The organism is Mycobacterium canetti CIPT 140010059 (assembly GCF_000253375.1).
GTDB classification, from domain to species: Bacteria; Actinomycetota; Actinomycetes; order Mycobacteriales; family Mycobacteriaceae; genus Mycobacterium; species Mycobacterium tuberculosis.
On sequence record NC_015848.1, the window covers coordinates 2,526,222 to 2,546,598 of the forward strand.

Sequence of the window (20,377 nt, forward strand, 5' to 3'; positions counted from 1 at the left end):
CATTAATCATGCCCGCATCACGACTGGTCAGACAAGTGTCTGCGCCACGGAACCTGTTCGGGCGGCTGGTTGCCCAGGGGGGCTTCTACACGGCCGGGCTGCAGTTGGGCAGCGGTGCGGTGGTACTGCCGGTCATCTGCGCACATCAGGGCCTCACCTGGGCGGCTGGGCTGTTGTATCCAGCGTTCTGCATTGGCGCCATTCTGGGAAATTCGCTGTCGCCGCTGATTCTGCAGCGCGCCGGCCAGCTCCGGCACCTGCTGATGGCGGCGATATCGGCGACGGCGGCGGCGCTGGTTGTGTGCAACGCTGCGGTCCCCTGGACTGGCGTTGGCGTCGCCGCGGTTTTTTTGGCGACCACGGGGACCGGTGGTGTCGTCACCGGAGTCTCCAGCGTCGCCTACACCGACATGATCTCCAGCATGTTGCCCGCGGTACGGCGGGGCGAGCTACTGCTCACCCAAGGTGCCGCGGGGTCGGTGCTGGCCACCGGCGTCACATTGGTGATTGTGCCGATGCTGGCCCATGGCAACGAGATGGCGCGCTATCACGATCTGCTGTGGCTGGGCGCCGCAGGTCTGGTTTGCTCCGGCATCGCGGCGCTGTTCGTCGGCCCGATGCGGTCTGTGTCCGTCACAACCGCCACCCGAATGCCACTGCGGGAAATCTATTGGATGGGCTTCGCGATCGCCCGCTCCCAGCCGTGGTTTCGCCGGTATATGACGACTTACCTGCTGTTCGTTCCGATCAGCCTGGGCACCACGTTCTTCAGCCTGCGCGCCGCCCAGTCCAACGGCAGTCTGCACGTGCTGGTGATCCTTTCCAGCATTGGATTGGTCGTCGGTTCGATGCTGTGGCGACAGATAAACCGCCTGTTCGGGGTGCGTGGCCTGCTGCTGGGCAGCGCATTGCTCAACGCCGCTGCTGCGCTGCTGTGCATGGTGGCCGAGTCGTGTGGGCAGTGGGTTCACGCCTGGGCGTACGGCACGGCGTTCCTGCTGGCTACGGTGGCCGCTCAAACGGTGGTCGCCGCATCGATATCGTGGATCAGCGTCCTCGCGCCCGAGCGGTACCGCGCCACCCTGATCTGCGTTGGGTCGACCTTGGCCGCCGTCGAAGCCACCGTGCTGGGAGTTGCGCTCGGCGGAATTGCCCAAAAGCATGCCACCATCTGGCCGGTTGTCGTCGTGCTGACACTGGCCGTAATCGCCGCGGTGGCGAGTCTGCGCGCACCGACACGAATCGGGGTGACGGCGGACACGAGCCCGCAAGCAGCGACCTTGCAAGCCTACCGCCCGGCCACTCCTAACCCCATCCATAGCGATGAACGTTCGACGCCGCCCGACCATCTCTCAGTCCGCCGCGGGCAGTTACGACACGTATGGGACAGTCGCCGGCCCGCGCCACCCCTGAACCGGCCAAGCTGTCGCCGCACGGCCCGCCGTCCAGCGCCCGGCAAACCCGCTGCCGCACTACCCCAGCCGCGCCATCCAGCCGTGGGTGTCCGCGAAGGTGCCCCGCTGGATGCCGGTCAGCGTATCGCGTAGTGCCATGGTCACCTCACCCGGCTGACCGTCGGCGATTCTGAACTCGCTGGCACCGTGCCGCACCCGCGCGACCGGGGTGATGACAGCGGCGGTGCCGCACGCAAACACCTCGGTGATCTCGCCGGCGGCGGCTTTCTTCTGCCACTCGTCGATATCAATCCTGCGTTCCTCGACCGCGAATCCGGCATCAATAGCCAACTGCAACAACGAATCCCGTGTGATCCCGGGCAGCAGGGAACCGGACAGCTCCGGGGTGACCAGCCGCGCCGATCCGCCGCTGCCGAGCACGAAGAAGATGTTCATGCCACCCATCTCTTCGATATAGCGGCGTTCCACAGCGTCCAGCCACACCACCTGGTCGCATCCGTTCTCGGCGGCTTCGGCCTGCGCCAGCAACGATGCGGCGTAGTTGCCGCCGAACTTGGCCGCACCGGTGCCGCCCGGACAGGCCCGTACATACTCCGTCGAAACCCAGACGCTGACAGGGGCGATGCCGCCCTTGAAGTACGCACCGGCCGGCGAGGCGATCAACAGGTAACGGTATTGGGTGGCAGGCCGCACGCCCAGTCCCGGCTCGGTGGCGAAGATGAACGGCCGCAGATACAGCGCCTCCTCACCGCCGGCACCGGGCACCCAAGCTTTGTCGACAGCGATTAGCTGGCGCAGGGATTCGATGAACACCGCGTCGGGCAGTTCGGGAATCGCCAACCGCCGCGCCGACGAACGCAACCTGGCGGCGTTGGCGTCGGCGCGAAACGACACGATGGACCCGTCGGCCCAGCGGTAGGCTTTGAGCCCTTCGAACACCTCCTGCGCATAGTGCAGCACGATCGCCGAGGGATCCAGCTCGATCGGGCCATAAGGGATTACCCGCGCGTTGTGCCAACCACGGCCCTCGGCATAGTCGATCGACACCATATGGTCGGTGTGGTATTTGCCGAAACCCGGCTCCCGCAGCATCGATTCACGCTGCGCGTCGGTGGCCGGATTGACCGCACGTAACACCGTGAATTGAAGGGAGCCGCTGGTCATGGGCCGATTCTATCCGTGGGCGAACGGTTATTGACGGCCCGGAGGCCACTCCGCTGCCACCAAGTGGTGGCTCAGCGCGTTTTCACGGCAACGAACGGCGGACACACCACTTGACATTCGACAGCACGGCCGCGGACGTCGACATTGATTTGCTGGCCGTCTTCGATGCCGGCATCACTGTCGATCAGCGCCAGCCCGATGCCGACCTGCAACGTGGGAGAAAACGTTCCCGACGTGGTGACCCCAACCGTCTCATCCCCGACAAGCACAGCCAGCCCGGGGCGCAGCACACCGCGACCGACCATGCGCAGCCCCCGCAGCAGCCGCCGCGGCCCGGCCGCTTTCTCGGCCAACAACGCCGCACGACCAAAGAAGGCGTCCTTCCGCCAGCCGACCGCCCAGCCGCATCGGGCCTGCAGCGGCGAGATGTCCAGCGAAAGCTCGTGCCCGTGCAGCGGATAGCCCATTTCAGTGCGCAGTGTGTCGCGAGCACCGAGGCCGGCGGGCTCGCCGCCCGCGGCTGATACCGCCGCCAACAGTGCGTCGAACACCACACCCGCCGACTCCCATGGCGGCAGCAGTTCGTAACCGTGCTCACCGGTGTAGCCGGTGCGACAGACACGCACCGGCACCCCCGAGTACGAAGCGTCGGCGTAGCCCATGTAGTCCATCTCGGTTGGCAGCCCCAACGCGGTGAGCACGTCGGTCGAACACGGCCCCTGTACGGCCAGCACCGCGTAGGACCGATGCAGATTGGTGATGCTCAGACCGCCCGGTGCGGCAGCTTGTAGCGCGCCGACCACCGCGGCGGTATTGGCGGCGTTGGGCACCAGAAAGATCTCGTCGTCGCTGACGTAGTAGGCGATCAGGTCGTCGATCACACCGCCGGATTCGGTGCAGCACAAGGTGTATTGCGCCTTGCCGGGCCCGATACGACCCAGGTCGTTGGTGAGCGCGGAGTTGACGAACTGCGCCGCACCCGGTCCACGGACCAGTGCCTTGCCCAGGTGGCTGACGTCGAAAAGGCCGACGGCGGTGCGGGTGGCGTTGTGCTCGCTGACGGTTCCGGCATACGAGACCGGCATCAGCCAGCCGCCGAACTCGGCGAAACTCGCACCCAGCTCGCGATGGCGGTCTTCCAGCGGTCCGTGTATCAGCTCTGGCACATCGCTCACGGCGTCCCACCCTAATGGGCGTCCCTGCTGGCACACTTAGGCAGGTGTACGATTCCTTGGACTTCGACGCCCTCGAGGCCGCCGGAATTGCCAACCCACGCGAGCGGGCCGGCTTGCTCACCTACCTGGATGAGCTTGGCTTCACGGTCGAAGAGATGGTGCAAGCCGAACGCCGCGGCCGGTTGTTCGGGCTGGCCGGTGACGTCCTGCTATGGTCCGGGCCCCCGATCTACACCCTGGCGACCGCGGCTGACGAACTGGGGTTGTCAGCCGACGACGTCGCACGCGCGTGGAGTTTGCTCGGCCTCACCGTCGCGGGTCCCGACGTTCCCACGCTGAGCCAGGCCGACGTCGACGCCCTGGCGACCTGGGTCGCACTGAAGGCGCTGGTGGGTGAGGACGGCGCATTCGGCCTGCTGCGAGTGCTCGGCACTGCCATGGCCCGACTCGCCGAGGCCGAGTCGACCATGATCCGCGCCGGGTCACCGAACATCCAAATGACGCACACCCACGACGAACTTGCCACGGCACGGGCCTATCGCGCGGCTGCGGAGTTCGTCCCCCGGATCGGTGCGCTGATCGACACCGTCCACCGTCACCACCTGGCCAGCGCACGAACCTACTTTGAAGGCGTCATTGGCGACACGTCGGCAAGCGTGACGTGCGGTATCGGCTTTGCGGATCTGTCCAGCTTCACCGCGTTGACCCAGGCGCTCACCCCCGCGCAGTTGCAGGACCTGCTCACCGAATTCGACGCCGCCGTCACCGACGTGGTGCATGCCGACGGTGGCCGGTTGGTGAAGTTCATCGGCGACGCCGTGATGTGGGTGAGCTCGTCGCCCGAACGACTGGTGCGGGCGGCGGTGGATCTCGTCGATCATCCGGGTGCGCGCGCGGCCGAACTGCAGGTCCGTGCCGGTCTTGCCTATGGCACGGTGCTGGCCCTTAACGGTGACTACTTCGGCAACCCGGTCAACCTGGCTGCGCGCCTGGTGGCGGCCGCAGCGCCAGGGCAGATCCTGGCCGCAGCGCAACTCCGCGACATGTTGCCAGACTGGCCTGCCCTCGCCCATGGCCCATTGACGCTCAAGGGGTTTGACGCCCCGGTGATGGCCTTCGAACTGCACGACAACCCTCGTGCGAGGGATGCTGACACGCCAAGCCCCGCCGCCAGTGATTAGGGTGGTTGCCCGTGACCACCGAACCGGGTTACCTATCCCCCTCCGTCGCCGTCGCGACCTCGATGCCGAAACGTGGTGTCGGCGCTGCGGTGTTGATCGTGCCGGTCGTCTCGACCGGCGAAGAGGATCGGCCCGGCGCGGTCGTTGCCTCGGCCGAGCCCTTCCTGCGCGCCGACACGGTTGCCGAAATCGAGGCGGGCCTGCGAGCGCTGGACGCCACCGGCGCCAGTGACCAGGTGCACCGGCTGGCGGTGCCGTCGTTGCCGGTGGGCAGCGTCCTGACGGTCGGCCTGGGCAAACCGCGGCGCGAATGGCCGGCCGATACCATCCGCTGCGCCGCCGGCGTGGCCGCGCGTGCGCTCAACAGTTCGGAGGCAGTGATCACCACGCTAGCCGAATTACCTGGCGACGGCATCTGCTCGGCCACCGTCGAGGGGCTGATCCTGGGCAGCTACCGATTCAGCGCCTTCCGCAGCGACAAGACCGCGCCCAAAGACGCCGGACTCCGCAAAATCACCGTGCTCTGCTGTGCAAAGGACGCCAAGAAGCGCGCGTTGCACGGTGCGGCCGTCGCGACCGCGGTGGCCACCGCCCGGGACTTGGTCAACACTCCCCCAAGCCACCTGTTTCCCGCCGAGTTCGCTAAGCGCGCAAAGACTTTGAGCGAATCTGTCGGCCTCGACGTGGAAGTTATCGACGAAAAGGCGCTGAAGAAGGCCGGCTATGGCGGGGTGATTGGTGTCGGCCAGGGCTCGTCGCGGCCGCCGCGACTGGTGCGGTTGATTCATCGGGGATCGCGGCTGGCCAAGAACCCCCAAAAGGCCAAGAAGGTGGCCTTGGTTGGCAAGGGGATCACCTTCGATACCGGCGGCATCTCGATCAAGCCGGCAGCGTCGATGCACCACATGACCTCGGACATGGGCGGAGCGGCCGCGGTGATCGCCACTGTCACGCTGGCTGCCCGGCTGCGACTGCCGATTGACGTGATCGCCACGGTGCCGATGGCCGAGAACATGCCGTCGGCGACGGCGCAGCGCCCGGGCGACGTGCTGACCCAATACGGTGGGACCACCGTCGAGGTGCTCAACACCGACGCGGAGGGCCGGTTGATCCTGGCCGACGCCATCGTCCGGGCATGTGAGGACAAGCCGGACTATCTGATCGAGACATCCACGTTGACCGGTGCGCAAACGGTGGCGCTGGGGACGCGCATACCGGGTGTGATGGGCAGCGACGAGTTCCGCGACCGGGTCGCCGCGATCTCGCAGCGGGTGGGCGAGAACGGCTGGCCGATGCCGCTGCCCGATGACCTCAAGGATGACTTGAAATCCACGGTGGCCGACCTGGCCAATGTGAGTGGCCAGCGTTTCGCAGGCATGCTGGTGGCCGGGGTTTTCCTGCGTGAGTTCGTCGCCGAATCGGTGGATTGGGCGCACATCGACGTGGCCGGCCCGGCCTACAACACCGGCAGCGCCTGGGGTTACACGCCCAAGGGCGCCACCGGTGTGCCCACCCGCACCATGTTCGCGGTGCTCGAGGACATCGCGAAGAACGGGTAGGCGGCCGCCCGGACCCAAAGCACTTCACGAGTAGCGGTTAGATCACCCGCAGCCGCGCGGTACTGCGCAGCGCCTGCGGCAGCACCCGGGAGATGCCGTATAGCGCATAGGCTTCCGGCGCGACCGGTCTGATCGGCTTCTTCTTCTTGACCGCGGACACGATCGCGTCGGCTACCTTGTCCGGCCCGTAGCTGCGCAGCGCAAACATCTTGTCGATCTGCCCCCGCCGGCCGTCGATCTTCTCCTCGTCGGTTCCGGGCGCGTGGAAACCGGTGGTAGCGACGATGTTGGTGTCAATGACACCGGGGCAGATGGTGGTCAGTCCGACACCGGCGGCATCGAGTTCGGCCCGCAAACAGTCGGAGAACATGTAGGTCGCCGCTTTGGAGGTGCAGTACGCGCTGAGCGACTGCAGCGGCGCATAGGCGGCCATCGACGACACGTTGACGATGTGCCCGCCAGTCCCCCGCTCGACCAGACGCTGCCCAAAAGCGCGGCAACCGTTCACCACGCCGCCCAGGTTGACGGCCAGCACCCGGTCGAACTGCTCAGCCGGGGTGTCCAGGAACCGACCCGCCTGGCCGATGCCGGCGTTGTTGACGACGATGTCGGGGACCCCGTGTTCGGCGCTGACCCGCTCGGCGAATGCCTCGACCGCCTCGGCGTCGGACACGTCGAGCACATAGGGGTACGCGATGCCACCACGTGCGGCGATCTCGGCGGCGGTGTCCTTGACGGTGGCCTCGTCGATGTCGCTGATAACGATCTCTGCACCCTCACGAGCAAAGGCGAGCGCGGTCTCGCGGCCGATTCCGCTGCCCGCCCCGGTAACCGACACCAGCGTGTCACCGAAGTACCCGCGGGGCCGTCCGACCTGGGCGCGTAACAGCGCGCGGCTCGGCTGCTTGCCGTCGGCCAGGTCGGCGAAGTCGTGCACGGCGGCCGCCATCACCTGCGGGTGCGACATCGGCGAAAAGTGACCAGCTTTGATGTCACGCCGCCAGAGCCGCGGCACCCAGCGCGCCGTCTGGTCGTATCCGTAGGGCCGCACGTAGGGGTCCTGGGAATTGACGATCAGCTGCACCGGCACATCAACTATCGGAATGGCCCGGCCGCGGCGGCTGCTGGAAAACGACCGAAAGTAGTTTGCGGGGTAAGTCTTGACCGAGTGGGCGGCATCACGGGCCAGCGTCTCCGAGTGATGAATCTGGTCGACGGGAATGTCGCCGACCATGTTGCGGCGGACGGCCGCACTCGACAGCGCAACCCGAAGCAGCAGCGGTGCGACCACCGGTACCGAGAACAAGGCCATGTAGCTCAACCGCAGTGTCTGGCTGATCGCCCGTAGAAAGGTTCGCGGACGCCAAGGCCGCCGCAGACCGCCATAAACGTAGTTGACCAGGTGGTCTTGACTGGGGCCGGACACCGACGTGAACGAGGCGACCCGATCACTGGCTCCGGGCCGGCGCAGGTACTCCCACACCCCCACCGAACCCCAGTCATGGGCCAGCACGTGCACCGGCTCACCGGGGCTCAGCTCGCCGATGACGGCGTCGAAATCGTCGGCGAAATGGGCCATGGTGTAGGCCGAAATGGGTTTGGGCACCGATGAGCGACCGACACCACGGTTGTCGTAGCGAACGATCCGGAACCGTTCGGCCAGCAGCGGAACGACACCGTCCCACAGCACGTGCGAGTCCGGAAAGCCATGCACCAACACGACGGTCGGGCCGTCGGGATTGCCTTCGTGGTAGACCGCGATGCGAACGCCATCCGGGCTGTCGACCAGACGGGACATCTGTTGTGTTGCCGGCATCGCACCTCCGCCCACCGGGACTTGCTGTTGCAACCAGTCGCCCAAACCGTAGCAAGGACGGCCGACTGCACCGATGTCCCCGCCGAGGTGTCGGCAACGGCCGCCGGGGCCACCAACTCGCCGCGCCCTGGATGTGTGTCGCTCCGGGCGCAGTGACAGGATAGGTTTCGACATCCACCTGGGTTCCGCACCCGGTGCGCGACCGTGTGATAGGCCAGAGGTGGACCTGCGCCGACCGACGATCGATCGAGGAGTCAACAGAAATGGCCTTCTCCGTCCAGATGCCGGCACTCGGTGAGAGCGTCACCGAGGGGACGGTTACCCGCTGGCTCAAACAGGAAGGCGACACGGTCGAACTCGACGAGCCTCTCGTGGAGGTGTCGACCGACAAGGTCGACACCGAAATCCCCTCGCCGGCCGCGGGTGTGCTGACCAAGATCATCGCCCAGGAGGATGACACGGTCGAGGTCGGCGGCGAGCTCGCTGTCATTGGCGACGCCAAGGATGCCGGCGAGGCCGCGGCCCCGGCACCCGAGAAAGTCCCTGCGGCCCAACCCGAGTCCAAGCCGGCACCCGAACCACCACCGGTCCAACCGACGTCCGGAGCGCCTGCTGGTGGCGATGCCAAGCCGGTGCTGATGCCCGAGCTCGGCGAATCGGTGACCGAGGGGACCGTCACTCGTTGGCTGAAGAAGATCGGGGATTCGGTTCAGGTTGACGAGCCACTCGTGGAGGTGTCCACCGACAAGGTGGACACCGAGATCCCGTCCCCGGTGGCTGGGGTCTTGGTCAGTATCAGCGCCGACGAGGACGCCACGGTGCCCGTCGGCGGCGAGTTGGCCCGGATCGGTGTCGCTGCCGACATCGGCGCCGCGCCCGCCCCCAAGCCCGCCCCCAAGCCCGCACCCAAGCCCGTCCCCGAGCCAGCGCCGACGCCGAAGGCCGAACCCGCACCATCGCCGCCGGCGGCCCAGCCAGCCGGTGCGGCCGAGGGCGCACCGTACGTGACGCCGCTGGTGCGAAAGCTGGCGTCGGAAAACAACATCGACCTCGCCGAGGTGACCGGCACCGGAGTGGGTGGTCGCATCCGCAAACAGGATGTGCTGGCCGCGGCTGAGCAAAAGAAGCGGGCGAAAGCACCGGCGCCGGCCGCCCAGGCCGCCGCCGCGCCGGCCCCGAAAGCGCCGCCTGCCCCTGCGCCGGCGTTGGCACATCTACGGGGCACCACCCAGAAGGCCAGCCGGATTCGTCAGATCACCGCCAACAAGACCCGCGAATCTTTGCAGGCAACGGCACAGCTGACACAAACCCATGAGGTCGACATGACCAAGATCGTGGGGCTACGGGCCCGGGCCAAGGCGGCGTTCGCCGAGCGTGAGGGCGTGAACCTGACCTTCCTGCCGTTCTTCGCCAAGGCCGTGATCGATGCCCTCAAGATTCACCCGAACATCAACGCCAGCTACAACGAGGACACCAAGGAGATCACCTACTACGACGCCGAGCACCTAGGATTCGCTGTCGACACCGAGCAGGGCCTGCTCTCCCCGGTCATCCACGACGCCGGCGATCTGTCACTGGCCGGTCTGGCGCGGGCGATCGCCGATATCGCGGCCCGTGCCCGGTCGGGCAACCTGAAACCCGACGAGTTGTCCGGCGGCACCTTCACCATCACCAACATCGGTAGCCAGGGCGCGTTGTTCGACACCCCGATCCTGGTTCCGCCGCAGGCCGCCATGCTGGGCACCGGAGCGATCGTCAAGCGGCCGCGGGTGGTCGTCGATGCCAGCGGCAACGAGTCGATCGGGGTGCGCTCGGTCTGCTACCTCCCGTTGACCTATGACCATCGGCTCATCGACGGCGCCGACGCCGGACGTTTCCTCACCACGATCAAGCACCGCCTCGAAGAGGGAGCGTTCGAGGCCGATTTAGGACTGTGATGGCCAACGCCGTTGTCGCGATCGCGGGTTCGTCTGGCTTGATCGGCTCTGCCCTGACCGCGGCGCTGCGCGCGGCCGACCACACGGTGCTGCGGATCGTGCGCCGGGCACCTGCGAATTCCGAAGAACTGCACTGGAATCCCGAAAGCGGCGAATTCGATCCGCACGCGCTCACCGATGTCGACGCCGTGGTCAACCTCTGCGGCGTCAACATCGCCCAGCGTCGGTGGTCGGGGGCTTTCAAACAGAGCCTGCGCGACAGCCGGATCACACCCACCGAGGTGCTATCCGCCGCAGTCGCCGACGCCGGCGTCGCTACCTTGATCAACGCCAGCGCGGTGGGCTACTACGGAAACACCAAGGACCGGGTGGTCGACGAAAACGACTCGGCGGGAACAGGTTTTCTGGCCCAGCTGTGCGTTGACTGGGAAACCGCCACGCGGCCGGCGCAGCAGAGCGGTGCCCGCGTGGTGCTGGCCCGGACCGGAGTGGTGCTGTCTCCGGCGGGGGGCATGCTGCGACGCATGCGGCCACTGTTTTCGGTGGGCCTGGGCGCGCGGCTGGGCAGCGGCCGGCAATATATGTCATGGATCAGCCTGGAGGACGAGGTGCGGGCGCTGCAGTTCGCTATCGCGCAGCCCAACCTGTCCGGCCCGGTGAACTTGACCGGGCCGGCCCCCGTTACCAACGCCGAATTCACCACCGCGTTTGGCCGCGCCGTCAACCGCCCTACCCCGCTGATGTTGCCTAGCGTCGCGGTACGCGCGGCGTTTGGTGAGTTCGCCGACGAGGGGTTGCTCATTGGTCAGCGCGCCATCCCCTCCGCGCTGGAGCGAGCCGGATTTCAGTTCCACCACAACACCATTGGCGAGGCGCTCGGCTACGCCACCACCCGGCCCGGCTAGGCTTGACCCCGTCTGCCCAGCCGTGCGCTGGCGGCCGAGTAGCCTAGCTATCGTGACGGGTTCTATCCGGTCGAAGCTGTCCGCGATCGACGTCCGCCAGCTGGGGACCGTCGACTACCGGACCGCGTGGCAGCTACAGCGAGAGCTAGCCGACGCCCGGGTCGCCGGCGGCGCCGACACGCTGCTGCTGTTGGAACACCCCGCGGTCTACACCGCCGGACGGCGTACCGAGACACACGAGCGACCCATTGACGGCACTCCGGTCGTCGACACCGACCGCGGCGGCAAGATCACCTGGCACGGTCCGGGGCAATTGGTCGGCTACCCGATCATCGGGCTGGCCGAACCCCTCGACGTGGTCAATTACGTTCGGCGCCTTGAAGAATCGCTGATCCAAGTCTGCGCCGATCTGGGCCTGCACGCCGGCCGCGTCGACGGCCGGTCCGGGGTCTGGCTGCCCGGCAGGCCGGCGCGCAAGGTCGCGGCCATCGGTGTCCGGGTGTCGCGGGCGACGACACTGCACGGGTTTGCGCTCAACTGCGATTGTGATTTGGCTGCCTTCACCGCCATCGTGCCATGCGGAATCAGTGACGCCGCAGTGACATCGCTGTCCGCCGAACTCGGCCGTACGGTCACCGTCGACGAGGTCCGCGCGACGGTCGCCGCCGCTGTCTGCGCCGCTCTGGACGGCGTCCTACCGGTCGGTGACCGCGTGCCCTCACACGCCGTACCATCGCCGTTATGAGTGTCGCTGCCGAGGGCCGGCGCCTGTTACGCCTGGAGGTGCGCAACGCGCAGACCCCAATCGAGCGCAAACCGCCGTGGATCAAGACACGAGCCCGCATCGGGCCGGAGTACACCGAGCTGAAGAACCTGGTCCGCCGCGAGGGGCTGCACACGGTCTGCGAGGAGGCCGGCTGCCCCAACATCTTCGAATGCTGGGAGGACCGAGAAGCCACCTTCCTGATCGGCGGTGACCAGTGCACCCGCCGATGCGATTTCTGCCAGATCGACACCGGAAAGCCCGCCGAGCTGGACCGCGACGAGCCACGCCGAGTCGCCGACAGCGTGCGCACGATGGGCCTGCGCTATGCCACCGTCACCGGCGTGGCTCGCGACGACCTGCCTGACGGCGGGGCCTGGCTGTACGCCGCGACCGTGCGCGCCATCAAGGAACTCAATCCGTCGACCGGCGTCGAACTGCTGATTCCCGACTTCAACGGCGAACCAACCCGGCTGGCCGAGGTCTTCGAGTCCGGCCCGGAAGTCCTGGCACACAATGTCGAAACCGTGCCCCGTATCTTCAAGCGGATCCGGCCGGCGTTCACGTACCGGCGCAGCCTGGGTGTGCTTACCGCTGCGCGCGACGCCGGCCTGGTCACCAAGAGCAACCTCATCCTCGGCCTGGGCGAAACCTCCGACGAGGTGCGCACCGCCCTGGGCGATCTGCGCGACGCCGGCTGCGACATCGTTACCATCACCCAATACCTGCGGCCGTCGGCGCGCCACCATCCGGTCGAGCGCTGGGTGAAGCCCGAGGAGTTCGTCCAGTTCGCGCGATTCGCCGAAGGGCTGGGCTTCGCCGGGGTATTGGCGGGACCCCTGGTTAGGTCGTCATATCGGGCGGGCCGGCTCTACGAACAGGCACGTAACTCACGGGCCTTGGCATCCCGCTAGCCAGCGTTTACGTATTCTGGACGATTATGGCGAAACCCCGAAATGCCGCTGAAAGCAAGGCCGCCAAAGCTCAGGCAAACGCTGCTCGTAAGGCTGCCGCCCGCCAGCGCCGCGCTCAGCTGTGGCAAGCGTTCACCCTGCAGCGCAAGGAGGATAAGCGCCTGCTGCCGTACATGATTGGTGCTTTCTTGCTGATCGTGGGCGCATCGGTGGGGGTCGGGGTGTGGGCTGGCGGGTTCACCATGTTCACGATGATCCCGCTGGGGGTGCTGCTGGGTGCACTGGTGGCGTTCGTCATCTTCGGCCGGCGAGCCCAGCGAACGGTTTACCGCAAAGCCGAAGGCCAAACCGGCGCAGCCGCCTGGGCGCTGGACAACCTGCGGGGCAAGTGGCGGGTGACGCCCGGGGTGGCCGCCACCGGCAACCTCGACGCCGTGCACCGGGTGATCGGCCGGCCCGGTGTCATCTTCGTCGGCGAGGGATCAGCGGCCCGCGTCAAACCACTGCTGGCTCAGGAGAAAAAGCGCACCGCGCGACTGGTCGGGGACGTGCCGATCTACGACATTATCGTCGGCAACGGCGATGGCGAGGTTCCGCTGGCCAAGTTGGAGCGCCACCTCACCCGCCTTCCGGCCAACATCACGGTCAAGCAGATGGACACGGTGGAGTCGCGACTGGCGGCGCTGGGTTCGCGTGCCGGTGCGGGCGTCATGCCCAAGGGACCGCTACCCACCACGGCCAAGATGCGCAGCGTCCAGCGCACGGTCCGCCGTAAGTAACGCGGCTCAGCGTCGCACCACCGCCGTAGCAGTGAGCCGATCGTGCAGCCCACGCCCGTCCGAGTCGGTGAACAGCGGCGGAACCACCAGCCCGATCAGCAGGCCACGCACCACCAGACGGCCGATCCCCACCGGCCGCCGGCCACCCACTGCCACCACGACCAGACCCAGCATCAACTGCCCGGGTGTGAATCCGAACAAGCGGACCGCCGCCACCCCGAGCAGCAGCCAAATCACCAGGACAACCGTCGACAGCATCGGGGTCGACCAAACACCGAATTCCACGCCCAGCAACGCCAGACCGTAGGCGATCAGCCAGTCGATCAGCAGAGCCGCCAGCCGGCGCCCCATCGGAGCCAGCGAACCCGGTCCGGTGTCCGGCAAGCCCAGCGTCTTGCCGGGATAGTCGGGCGGCGATTTCGCCGTCATCGGGCAGACCCGATAACCAGGTTCCCGTTCGGCATGCCACCGGTTACGATCTTGCCGACCATGGCCCCACAATAGGGCCGGGGAGACCCGGCGTCAGTGGTGGGCGGCACGGTCAGTAACGTCTGCGCAACACGGGGTTGACTGACGGGCAATATCGGCTCCATAGCGTCGGCCGCGGATACAGTAAAGGAGCATTCTGTGACGGAAAAGACGCCCGACGACGTCTTCAAACTTGCCAAGGACGAGAAGGTCGAATATGTCGACGTCCGGTTCTGTGACCTGCCTGGCATCATGCAGCACTTCACGATTCCGGCTTCGGCCTTTGACAAGAGCGTGTTTGACGACGGCTTGGCCTTTGACGGCTCGTCGATTCGCGGGTTCCAGTCGATCCACGAATCCGACATGTTGCTTCTTCCCGATCCCGAGACGGCGCGCATCGACCCGTTCCGCGCGGCCAAGACGCTGAATATCAACTTCTTTGTGCACGACCCGTTCACCCTGGAGCCGTACTCCCGCGACCCGCGCAACATCGCCCGCAAGGCCGAGAACTACCTGATCAGCACTGGCATCGCCGACACCGCATACTTCGGCGCCGAGGCCGAGTTCTACATTTTCGATTCGGTGAGCTTCGACTCGCGCGCCAACGGCTCCTTCTACGAGGTGGACGCCATCTCGGGGTGGTGGAACACCGGCGCGGCGACCGAGGCCGACGGCAGTCCCAACCGGGGCTACAAGGTCCGCCACAAGGGCGGGTATTTCCCAGTGGCCCCCAACGACCAATACGTCGACCTGCGCGACAAGATGCTGACCAACCTGATCAACTCCGGCTTCATCCTGGAGAAGGGCCACCACGAGGTGGGCAGCGGCGGACAGGCCGAGATCAACTACCAGTTCAATTCGCTGCTGCACGCCGCCGACGACATGCAGTTGTACAAGTACATCATCAAGAACACCGCCTGGCAGAACGGCAAAACGGTCACGTTCATGCCCAAGCCGCTGTTCGGCGACAACGGGTCCGGCATGCACTGTCATCAGTCGCTGTGGAAGGACGGGGCCCCGCTGATGTACGACGAGACGGGTTATGCCGGTCTGTCGGACACGGCCCGTCATTACATCGGCGGCCTGTTACACCACGCGCCGTCGCTGCTGGCCTTCACCAACCCGACGGTGAACTCCTACAAGCGGCTGGTTCCCGGTTACGAGGCCCCGATCAACCTGGTCTATAGCCAGCGCAACCGGTCGGCATGCGTGCGCATCCCGATCACCGGCAGCAACCCGAAGGCCAAGCGGCTGGAGTTCCGAAGCCCCGACTCGTCGGGCAACCCGTATCTGGCGTTCTCGGCCATGCTGATGGCAGGCCTGGACGGTATCAAGAACAAGATCGAGCCGCAGGCGCCCGTCGACAAGGATCTCTACGAGCTGCCGCCGGAAGAGGCCGCGAGTATCCCGCAGACTCCGACCCAGCTGTCAGATGTGATCGACCGTCTCGAGGCCGACCACGAATACCTCACCGAAGGAGGGGTGTTCACAAACGACCTGATCGAGACGTGGATCAGTTTCAAGCGCGAAAACGAGATCGAGCCGGTCAACATCCGGCCGCATCCCTACGAATTCGCGCTGTACTACGACGTTTAAGGACTCTTCGCAGTCCGGGTGTAGAGGGAGCGGCGTGTCGTTGCCAGGGCGGGCGTCGAGGTTTTTCGATGGGTGACGGTGGCCGGCAACGGCGCGCCGACCACCGCTGCGAAGAGCCCGTTTAAGAACGTTCAAGGACGTTTCAGCCGGGTGCCACAACCCGCTTGGCAATCATCTCCCGACCGCCGAGCGGGTTGTCTTTCACATGCGCCGAAACTCAAGCCACGTCGTCGCCCAGGCGTGTCGTCGCGGCCGGTTCAGGTTAAGTGTCGGGGATTCGTCGTGCGGGCGGGCGTCCACGCTGACCAACGGGGCAGTCAACTCCCGAACACTTTGCGCACTACCGCCTTTGCCCGCCGCGTCACCCGTAGGTAGTTGTCCAGGAATTCCCCACCGTCGTCGTTTCGCCAGCCGGCCGCGACCGCGACCGCATTGAGCTGGCGCCCGGGTCCCGGCAGCTGGTCGGTGGGCTTGCCGCGCACCAACACCAGCGCGTTGCGGGCCCGGGTGGCGGTCAGCCAGGCCTGACGGAGCAGCTCCACGTCGGCTGCGGGAACCAGATCGGCGGCCGCGATGACATCCAGGGATTGCAGCGTCGAGGTGTTGTGCAGGGCGGGAACCTGGTGCGCATGCTGTAGCTGCAGCAACTGCACGGTCCATTCGATGTCGGCCAGTCCGCCGCGGCCCAGTTTGGTGTGTGTGTTGGGGTCGGCACCGCGCGGCAACCGCTCGGACTCGATACGGGCCTTGATGCGGCGAATCTCGCGCACCGAGTCAGCGGACACACCGTCGGGCGGATACCGCGTTTTGTCGACCATCCGTAGGAATCGCTGACCCAACTCGGCATCGCCGGCAACCGCGTGTGCGCGTAGCAGGGCCTGGATCTCCCATGGCTGTGCCCACTGCTCGTAGTATGCGGCGTAGGACCCCAGGGTGCGGACCAGCGGACCGTTGCGGCCCTCGGGTCGCAAATTGGCGTCGAGCTCCAGCGGCGGATCGACGCTGGGTGTCCCCAGCAGCGCCCGAACCCGCTCGGCGATCGATGTCGACCATTTCACCGCCCGTGCATCGTCGACGCCGGTGGCCGGCTCACAGACGAACATCACGTCGGCATCCGACCCGTAGCCCAACTCGGCACCACCCAGCCGACCCATGCCGATGACCGCGATGGCCGCCGGGGCGCGATCGTCGTCGGGAAGGCTGGCCCGGATCATGACGTCCAGCGCGGCCTGCAGCACCGCCACCCACACCGACGTCAACGCCCGGCACACCTCGGTGACCTCGAGCAGGCCGAGCAGGTCCGCCGAACCGATGCGGGCCAGCTCTCGACGACGCAGCGTGCGCGCGCCGGCGATGGCCCGCTCCGGGTCGGGGTAGCGGCTCGCCGAGGCGATCAGCGCCCGAGCCACGGCGGCGGGCTCGGTCTCGAGCAGCTTCGGGCCCGCAGGCCCGTCCTCGTACTGCTGGATGACCCGCGGCGCGCGCATCAACAGATCCGGCACATACGCCGAGGTACCCAAGACATGCATGAGCCGCTTGGCCACCGCGGGCTTGTCCCGCAGCGTGGCCAGGTACCAGCTTTCGGTGGCCAGCGCCTCACTGAGCCGCCGGTAGGCCAGCAGTCCGCCGTCGGGATCGGGGGCATACGACATCCAGTCCAGCAGCCTGGGCAGCAGCACCGACTGCACCCGTCCGCGCCGGCCGCTTTGATTGACCAACGCCGACATGTGTTTCAACGCGGTCTGCGGTCCCTCGTAGCCCAGCGCGGCCAGCCGGCGCCCCGCGGCCTCCAACGTCATGCCGTGGGCGATCTCCAACCCGGTCGGGCCGATCGATTCCAGCAGCGGTTGATAGAAGAGTTTGGTGTGTAACTTCGACACCCGCACGTTCTGCTTCTTGAGTTCCTCCCGCAGCACCCCGGCCGCATCGTTTCGGCCATCGGGCCGGATGTGGGCCGCGCGCGCCAGCCAGCGCACTGCCTCCTCGTCTTCGGGATCGGGAAGCAGGTGGGTGCGCTTGAGCCGCTGCAACTGCAGTCGGTGCTCGAGCAGCCTGAGGAACTCATACGACGCGGTCATGTTCGCCGCGTCCTCACGCCCGATGTAGCCGCCTTCGCCCAACGCCGCCAATGCGTCCACCGTGGACGCCACCCGTAACGACTCGTCGCTACGGGCATGAACCAGCTGCAGTAGCTGTACGGCGAACTCCACGTCGCGCAATCCGCCGCTGCCGAGTTTGAGCTCGCGGCCGCGGACATCGGCGGGCACCAGCTGCTCCACCCGCCGCCGCATGGCCTGCACCTCGACCACAAAGTCTTCGCGCTCGCAGGCTCGCCACACCATCGGCATCAAGGCGGTCAGGTAACGCTCGCCAAGTTCCGCGTCGCCAACGACTGGCCGTGCTTTCAGCAACGCCTGAAACTCCCAGGTCTTGGCCCAGCGCTGGTAGTAGGCGATGTGCGACTCGAGCGTACGGACCAGCTCCCCGTTGCGCCCCTCCGGACGCAGGGCGGCGTCCACCTCGAAAAAGGCCGCCGAGGCCACCCGCATCATCTCGCTGGCCACGCGCGCGTTGCGCGGGTCGGAGCGCTCGGCAACGAATATGACATCGACGTCGCTGACGTAGTTCAGTTCGCGCGCACCGCACTTGCCCATCGCGATGACCGCCAGGCGCGGTGGCGGGTGCTCGCCGCACACGCTCGCCTCGGCCACGCGCAGCGCCGCCGCCAGAGCGGCGTCCGCGGCGTCCGCCAGGCGTGCGGCCACCACGGTGAATGGCAGCACCGGTTCGTCCTCGACCGTCGCGGCCAGGTCGAGAGCGGCCAGCATTAGCACGTAGTCGCGGTACTGGGTTCGCAATCGGTGCACGAGCGAGCCCGGCATACCCTCCGATTCCTCGACGCACTCGACGAACGACCGCTGCAGCTGGTCATGGGACGGCAGTGTGACCTTGCCCCGCAGCAATTTCCAGGACTGCGGATGGGCGACCAGGTGATCGCCCAACGCCAGCGACGAGCCCAGCACCGAGAACAGCCGCCCGCGCAGACTGCGTTCGCGCAGCAGAGCCGCGTTGAGCTCGTCCCATCCGGTGTCTGGATTCTCCGACAGCCGGATCAAGGCGCGCAGCGCGGCATCGGCGTCCGGAGCGCGTGACAGCGACCACAGCAGGTCGACGTGCGCCTGATCCTCGTGCCGATCCCACCCCAGCTGAGCCAGACGCTCACCAGCAGGGGGGTCAACTAATCCGAGCCGGCCAACGCTGGGCAACTTCGGCCGCTGCGTGGCGAGTTTGGTCACGACCACGACGGTAGCGCAAAGCGCGTCGGCGTCGGATCAACCGGTAGATCTGGGCTACAGCGACAGGTAGGTGCGCAGCTCGTATGGCGTGACGTGGCTGCGGTAGTTCGCCCACTCCGTGCGCTTGTTGCGCAAGAAAAAGTCAAAAACGTGCTCCCCCAAGGCCTCCGCGACGAGTTCGGAGGCCTCCATGGCGCGCAGCGCACTATCCAAACTGGACGGCAATTCTCGGTACCCCATCGCTCGGCGTTCCTCGGGTGTGAGGTCCCATACGTTGTCCTCGGCCTGCGGGCCCAGCACGTAACCCTTCTCTACACCCCGCAATCCCGCGGCCAGCAGCACGGCGAATGTCAGATAGGGATTGCACGCCGAATCAGGGCTGCGTACTTCGACCCGCCGCGACGAGGTCTTGTGCGGCGTGTACATCGGCACACGCACTAGGGCGGATCGGTTGGCGGCCCCCCACGACGCGGCCGTGGGCGCTTCGCCGCCCTGCACCAGCCGCTTGTAAGAGTTGACCCACTGATTTGTGACCGCGCTGATCTCGCAAGCGTGCTCCAGGATCCCGGCGATGAACGATTTACCCACTTCCGACAGCTGCAGCGGATCATCAGCGCTGTGGAACGCGTTGACATCACCCTCGAACAGGCTCATGTGGGTGTGCATCGCCGAGCCCGGGTGCTGGCCGAATGGCTTGGGCATGAACGACGCCCGGGCGCCCTCTTCCAGCGCGACTTCTTTGATGACGTAGCGGAAGGTCATCACGTTGTCAGCCATCGACAGAGCGTCGGCAAACCGCAGGTCGATCTCCTGCTGGCCGGGTGCGCCTTCGTGATGGCTGAACTCCACCGAGATGCCCATGAATTCCAGGGCATCGATCGCGTGGCGGCGAAAGTTCAAGGCGGAGTCGTGCACCGCTTGGTCGAAATAGCCGGCGTTGTCGACCGGGACGGGCACCGACCCGTCCTCGGGTCCGGGCTTGAGCAGGAAGAACTCGATTTCGGGATGCACGTAGCAGGAGAAGCCGAGTTCGCCGGCCTTCGTCAGCTGCCGCCGCAACACGTGCCGCGGGTCCGCCCACGACGGCGAGCCGTCCGGCATGGTGATGTCGCAAAACATCCGCGCTGAGTGGTGGTGGCCGGAACTGGTGGCCCAGGGCAGCACCTGGAAGGTCGACGGGTCCGGGTGCGCCACCGTATCGGATTCCGAGACCCGCGCAAAGCCCTCGATCGAGGATCCGTCGAAGCCGATGCCTTCCTCGAAGGCGCCCTCGAGTTCGGCTGGGGCGATGGCGACCGACTTGAGGAAACCGAGCACGTCTGTGAACCACAGCCGGACGAAGCGGATGTCGCGTTCTTCCAGGGTACGAAGAACGAATTCCTTCTGTCGGTCCATACCTCGAACAGTAT

15 protein-coding genes are annotated in these 20,377 nt (G+C 66.5%); 9 read left to right on the top strand and 6 right to left on the bottom strand.

Annotated features, from left to right (window positions below; all coding sequences use genetic code 11):
- Positions 1 to 8: 8 nt before the first annotated feature.
- A complete protein-coding gene (locus MCAN_RS11685; RefSeq protein WP_014001180.1) occupies positions 9 to 1,547 on the top strand; it encodes a hypothetical protein in 1,539 nt (512 codons plus the stop codon).
- On the opposite strand, the gene MCAN_RS11690 is transcribed toward MCAN_RS11685, so the two are convergent.
- Both MCAN_RS11690 and gcvT read right to left on the bottom strand, forming a co-directional pair.
- Entirely contained in the window at positions 1,473 to 2,579 is a 1,107-nt protein-coding gene (locus MCAN_RS11690) for a branched-chain amino acid aminotransferase (RefSeq protein ID WP_003411438.1), read from the bottom strand. The two genes, MCAN_RS11685 and MCAN_RS11690, sit on opposite strands and share 75 nt — an antisense overlap.
- A 71-nt stretch (positions 2,580 to 2,650) precedes the next feature.
- A complete protein-coding gene (gcvT, locus tag MCAN_RS11695) occupies positions 2,651 to 3,754 on the bottom strand; it encodes a glycine cleavage system aminomethyltransferase GcvT (protein ID WP_003899219.1) in 1,104 nt (367 codons plus the stop codon).
- 44 nt (positions 3,755 to 3,798) lie between these two features.
- Between gcvT and MCAN_RS11700 the strand changes: the two genes are divergently transcribed.
- Entirely contained in the window at positions 3,799 to 4,935 is a 1,137-nt protein-coding gene (locus MCAN_RS11700; RefSeq protein WP_003411442.1) for an adenylyl cyclase, read from the top strand.
- Between the two features lie 11 nt (positions 4,936 to 4,946).
- Complete coding sequence (locus MCAN_RS11705) at positions 4,947 to 6,494, top strand: leucyl aminopeptidase (protein WP_003899220.1); 1,548 nt, start codon at positions 4,947 to 4,949, stop codon at positions 6,492 to 6,494.
- Between the two features lie 37 nt (positions 6,495 to 6,531).
- Here MCAN_RS11705 and MCAN_RS11710 read toward each other — a convergent pair whose 3' ends face one another.
- Positions 6,532 to 8,310, bottom strand: a complete 1,779-nt coding sequence (locus tag MCAN_RS11710) for an SDR family oxidoreductase (RefSeq protein ID WP_003411445.1) — start codon at positions 8,308 to 8,310, stop codon at positions 6,532 to 6,534.
- 263 nt (positions 8,311 to 8,573) lie between these two features.
- Between MCAN_RS11710 and sucB the strand changes: the two genes are divergently transcribed.
- The 5 genes from sucB to MCAN_RS11735 are packed head-to-tail and all read left to right on the top strand — an operon-like array spanning position 8,574 to position 13,608.
- Positions 8,574 to 10,247, top strand: coding sequence for a 2-oxoglutarate dehydrogenase, E2 component, dihydrolipoamide succinyltransferase (sucB, locus tag MCAN_RS11715; RefSeq protein ID WP_014001181.1), 1,674 nt, complete (start codon positions 8,574 to 8,576; stop codon positions 10,245 to 10,247).
- Positions 10,247 to 11,152: a TIGR01777 family oxidoreductase gene (locus MCAN_RS11720; RefSeq protein ID WP_003411454.1), complete on the top strand. Its 906-nt coding sequence runs from the start codon at positions 10,247 to 10,249 to the stop codon at positions 11,150 to 11,152. The genes sucB and MCAN_RS11720 overlap by 1 nt, the downstream gene beginning before the upstream one ends.
- Positions 11,153 to 11,204: 52 nt before the next feature.
- Positions 11,205 to 11,897 carry a lipoyl(octanoyl) transferase LipB gene (lipB, locus tag MCAN_RS11725; protein WP_003411458.1) on the top strand — a complete coding sequence of 231 codons (693 nt, stop codon included), beginning with the start codon at positions 11,205 to 11,207 and terminating at the stop codon, positions 11,895 to 11,897.
- Positions 11,894 to 12,829, top strand: coding sequence for a lipoyl synthase (lipA, locus tag MCAN_RS11730; RefSeq protein ID WP_003411460.1), 936 nt, complete (start codon positions 11,894 to 11,896; stop codon positions 12,827 to 12,829). The genes lipB and lipA overlap by 4 nt, the downstream gene beginning before the upstream one ends.
- A 26-nt stretch (positions 12,830 to 12,855) precedes the next feature.
- On the top strand, positions 12,856 to 13,608 hold the full coding sequence (locus MCAN_RS11735; RefSeq protein WP_003411463.1) for a DUF4191 domain-containing protein: 753 nt from the start codon (positions 12,856 to 12,858) through the stop codon (positions 13,606 to 13,608).
- Between the two features lie 6 nt (positions 13,609 to 13,614).
- Here the strand turns inward: MCAN_RS11735 and MCAN_RS11740 are convergent, their stop codons facing one another.
- Positions 13,615 to 14,037 carry an RDD family protein gene (locus tag MCAN_RS11740; RefSeq protein WP_003411466.1) on the bottom strand — a complete coding sequence of 141 codons (423 nt, stop codon included), beginning with the start codon at positions 14,035 to 14,037 and terminating at the stop codon, positions 13,615 to 13,617.
- Between the two features lie 198 nt (positions 14,038 to 14,235).
- Between MCAN_RS11740 and glnA the strand changes: the two genes are divergently transcribed.
- A complete protein-coding gene (gene glnA, locus MCAN_RS11745; protein WP_003411475.1) occupies positions 14,236 to 15,672 on the top strand; it encodes a type I glutamate--ammonia ligase in 1,437 nt (478 codons plus the stop codon).
- Positions 15,673 to 15,989: 317 nt separating this feature from the next.
- Here the strand turns inward: glnA and MCAN_RS11750 are convergent, their stop codons facing one another.
- A complete protein-coding gene (locus MCAN_RS11750; RefSeq protein ID WP_003411478.1) occupies positions 15,990 to 18,974 on the bottom strand; it encodes a bifunctional [glutamine synthetase] adenylyltransferase/[glutamine synthetase]-adenylyl-L-tyrosine phosphorylase in 2,985 nt (994 codons plus the stop codon).
- Between the two features lie 48 nt (positions 18,975 to 19,022).
- Positions 19,023 to 20,363 (bottom strand): glutamine synthetase family protein, encoded by a 1,341-nt coding sequence (locus tag MCAN_RS11755; RefSeq protein WP_003411482.1) that lies wholly within the window; start codon positions 20,361 to 20,363, stop codon positions 19,023 to 19,025.
- Positions 20,364 to 20,377: the final 14 nt, after the last annotated feature.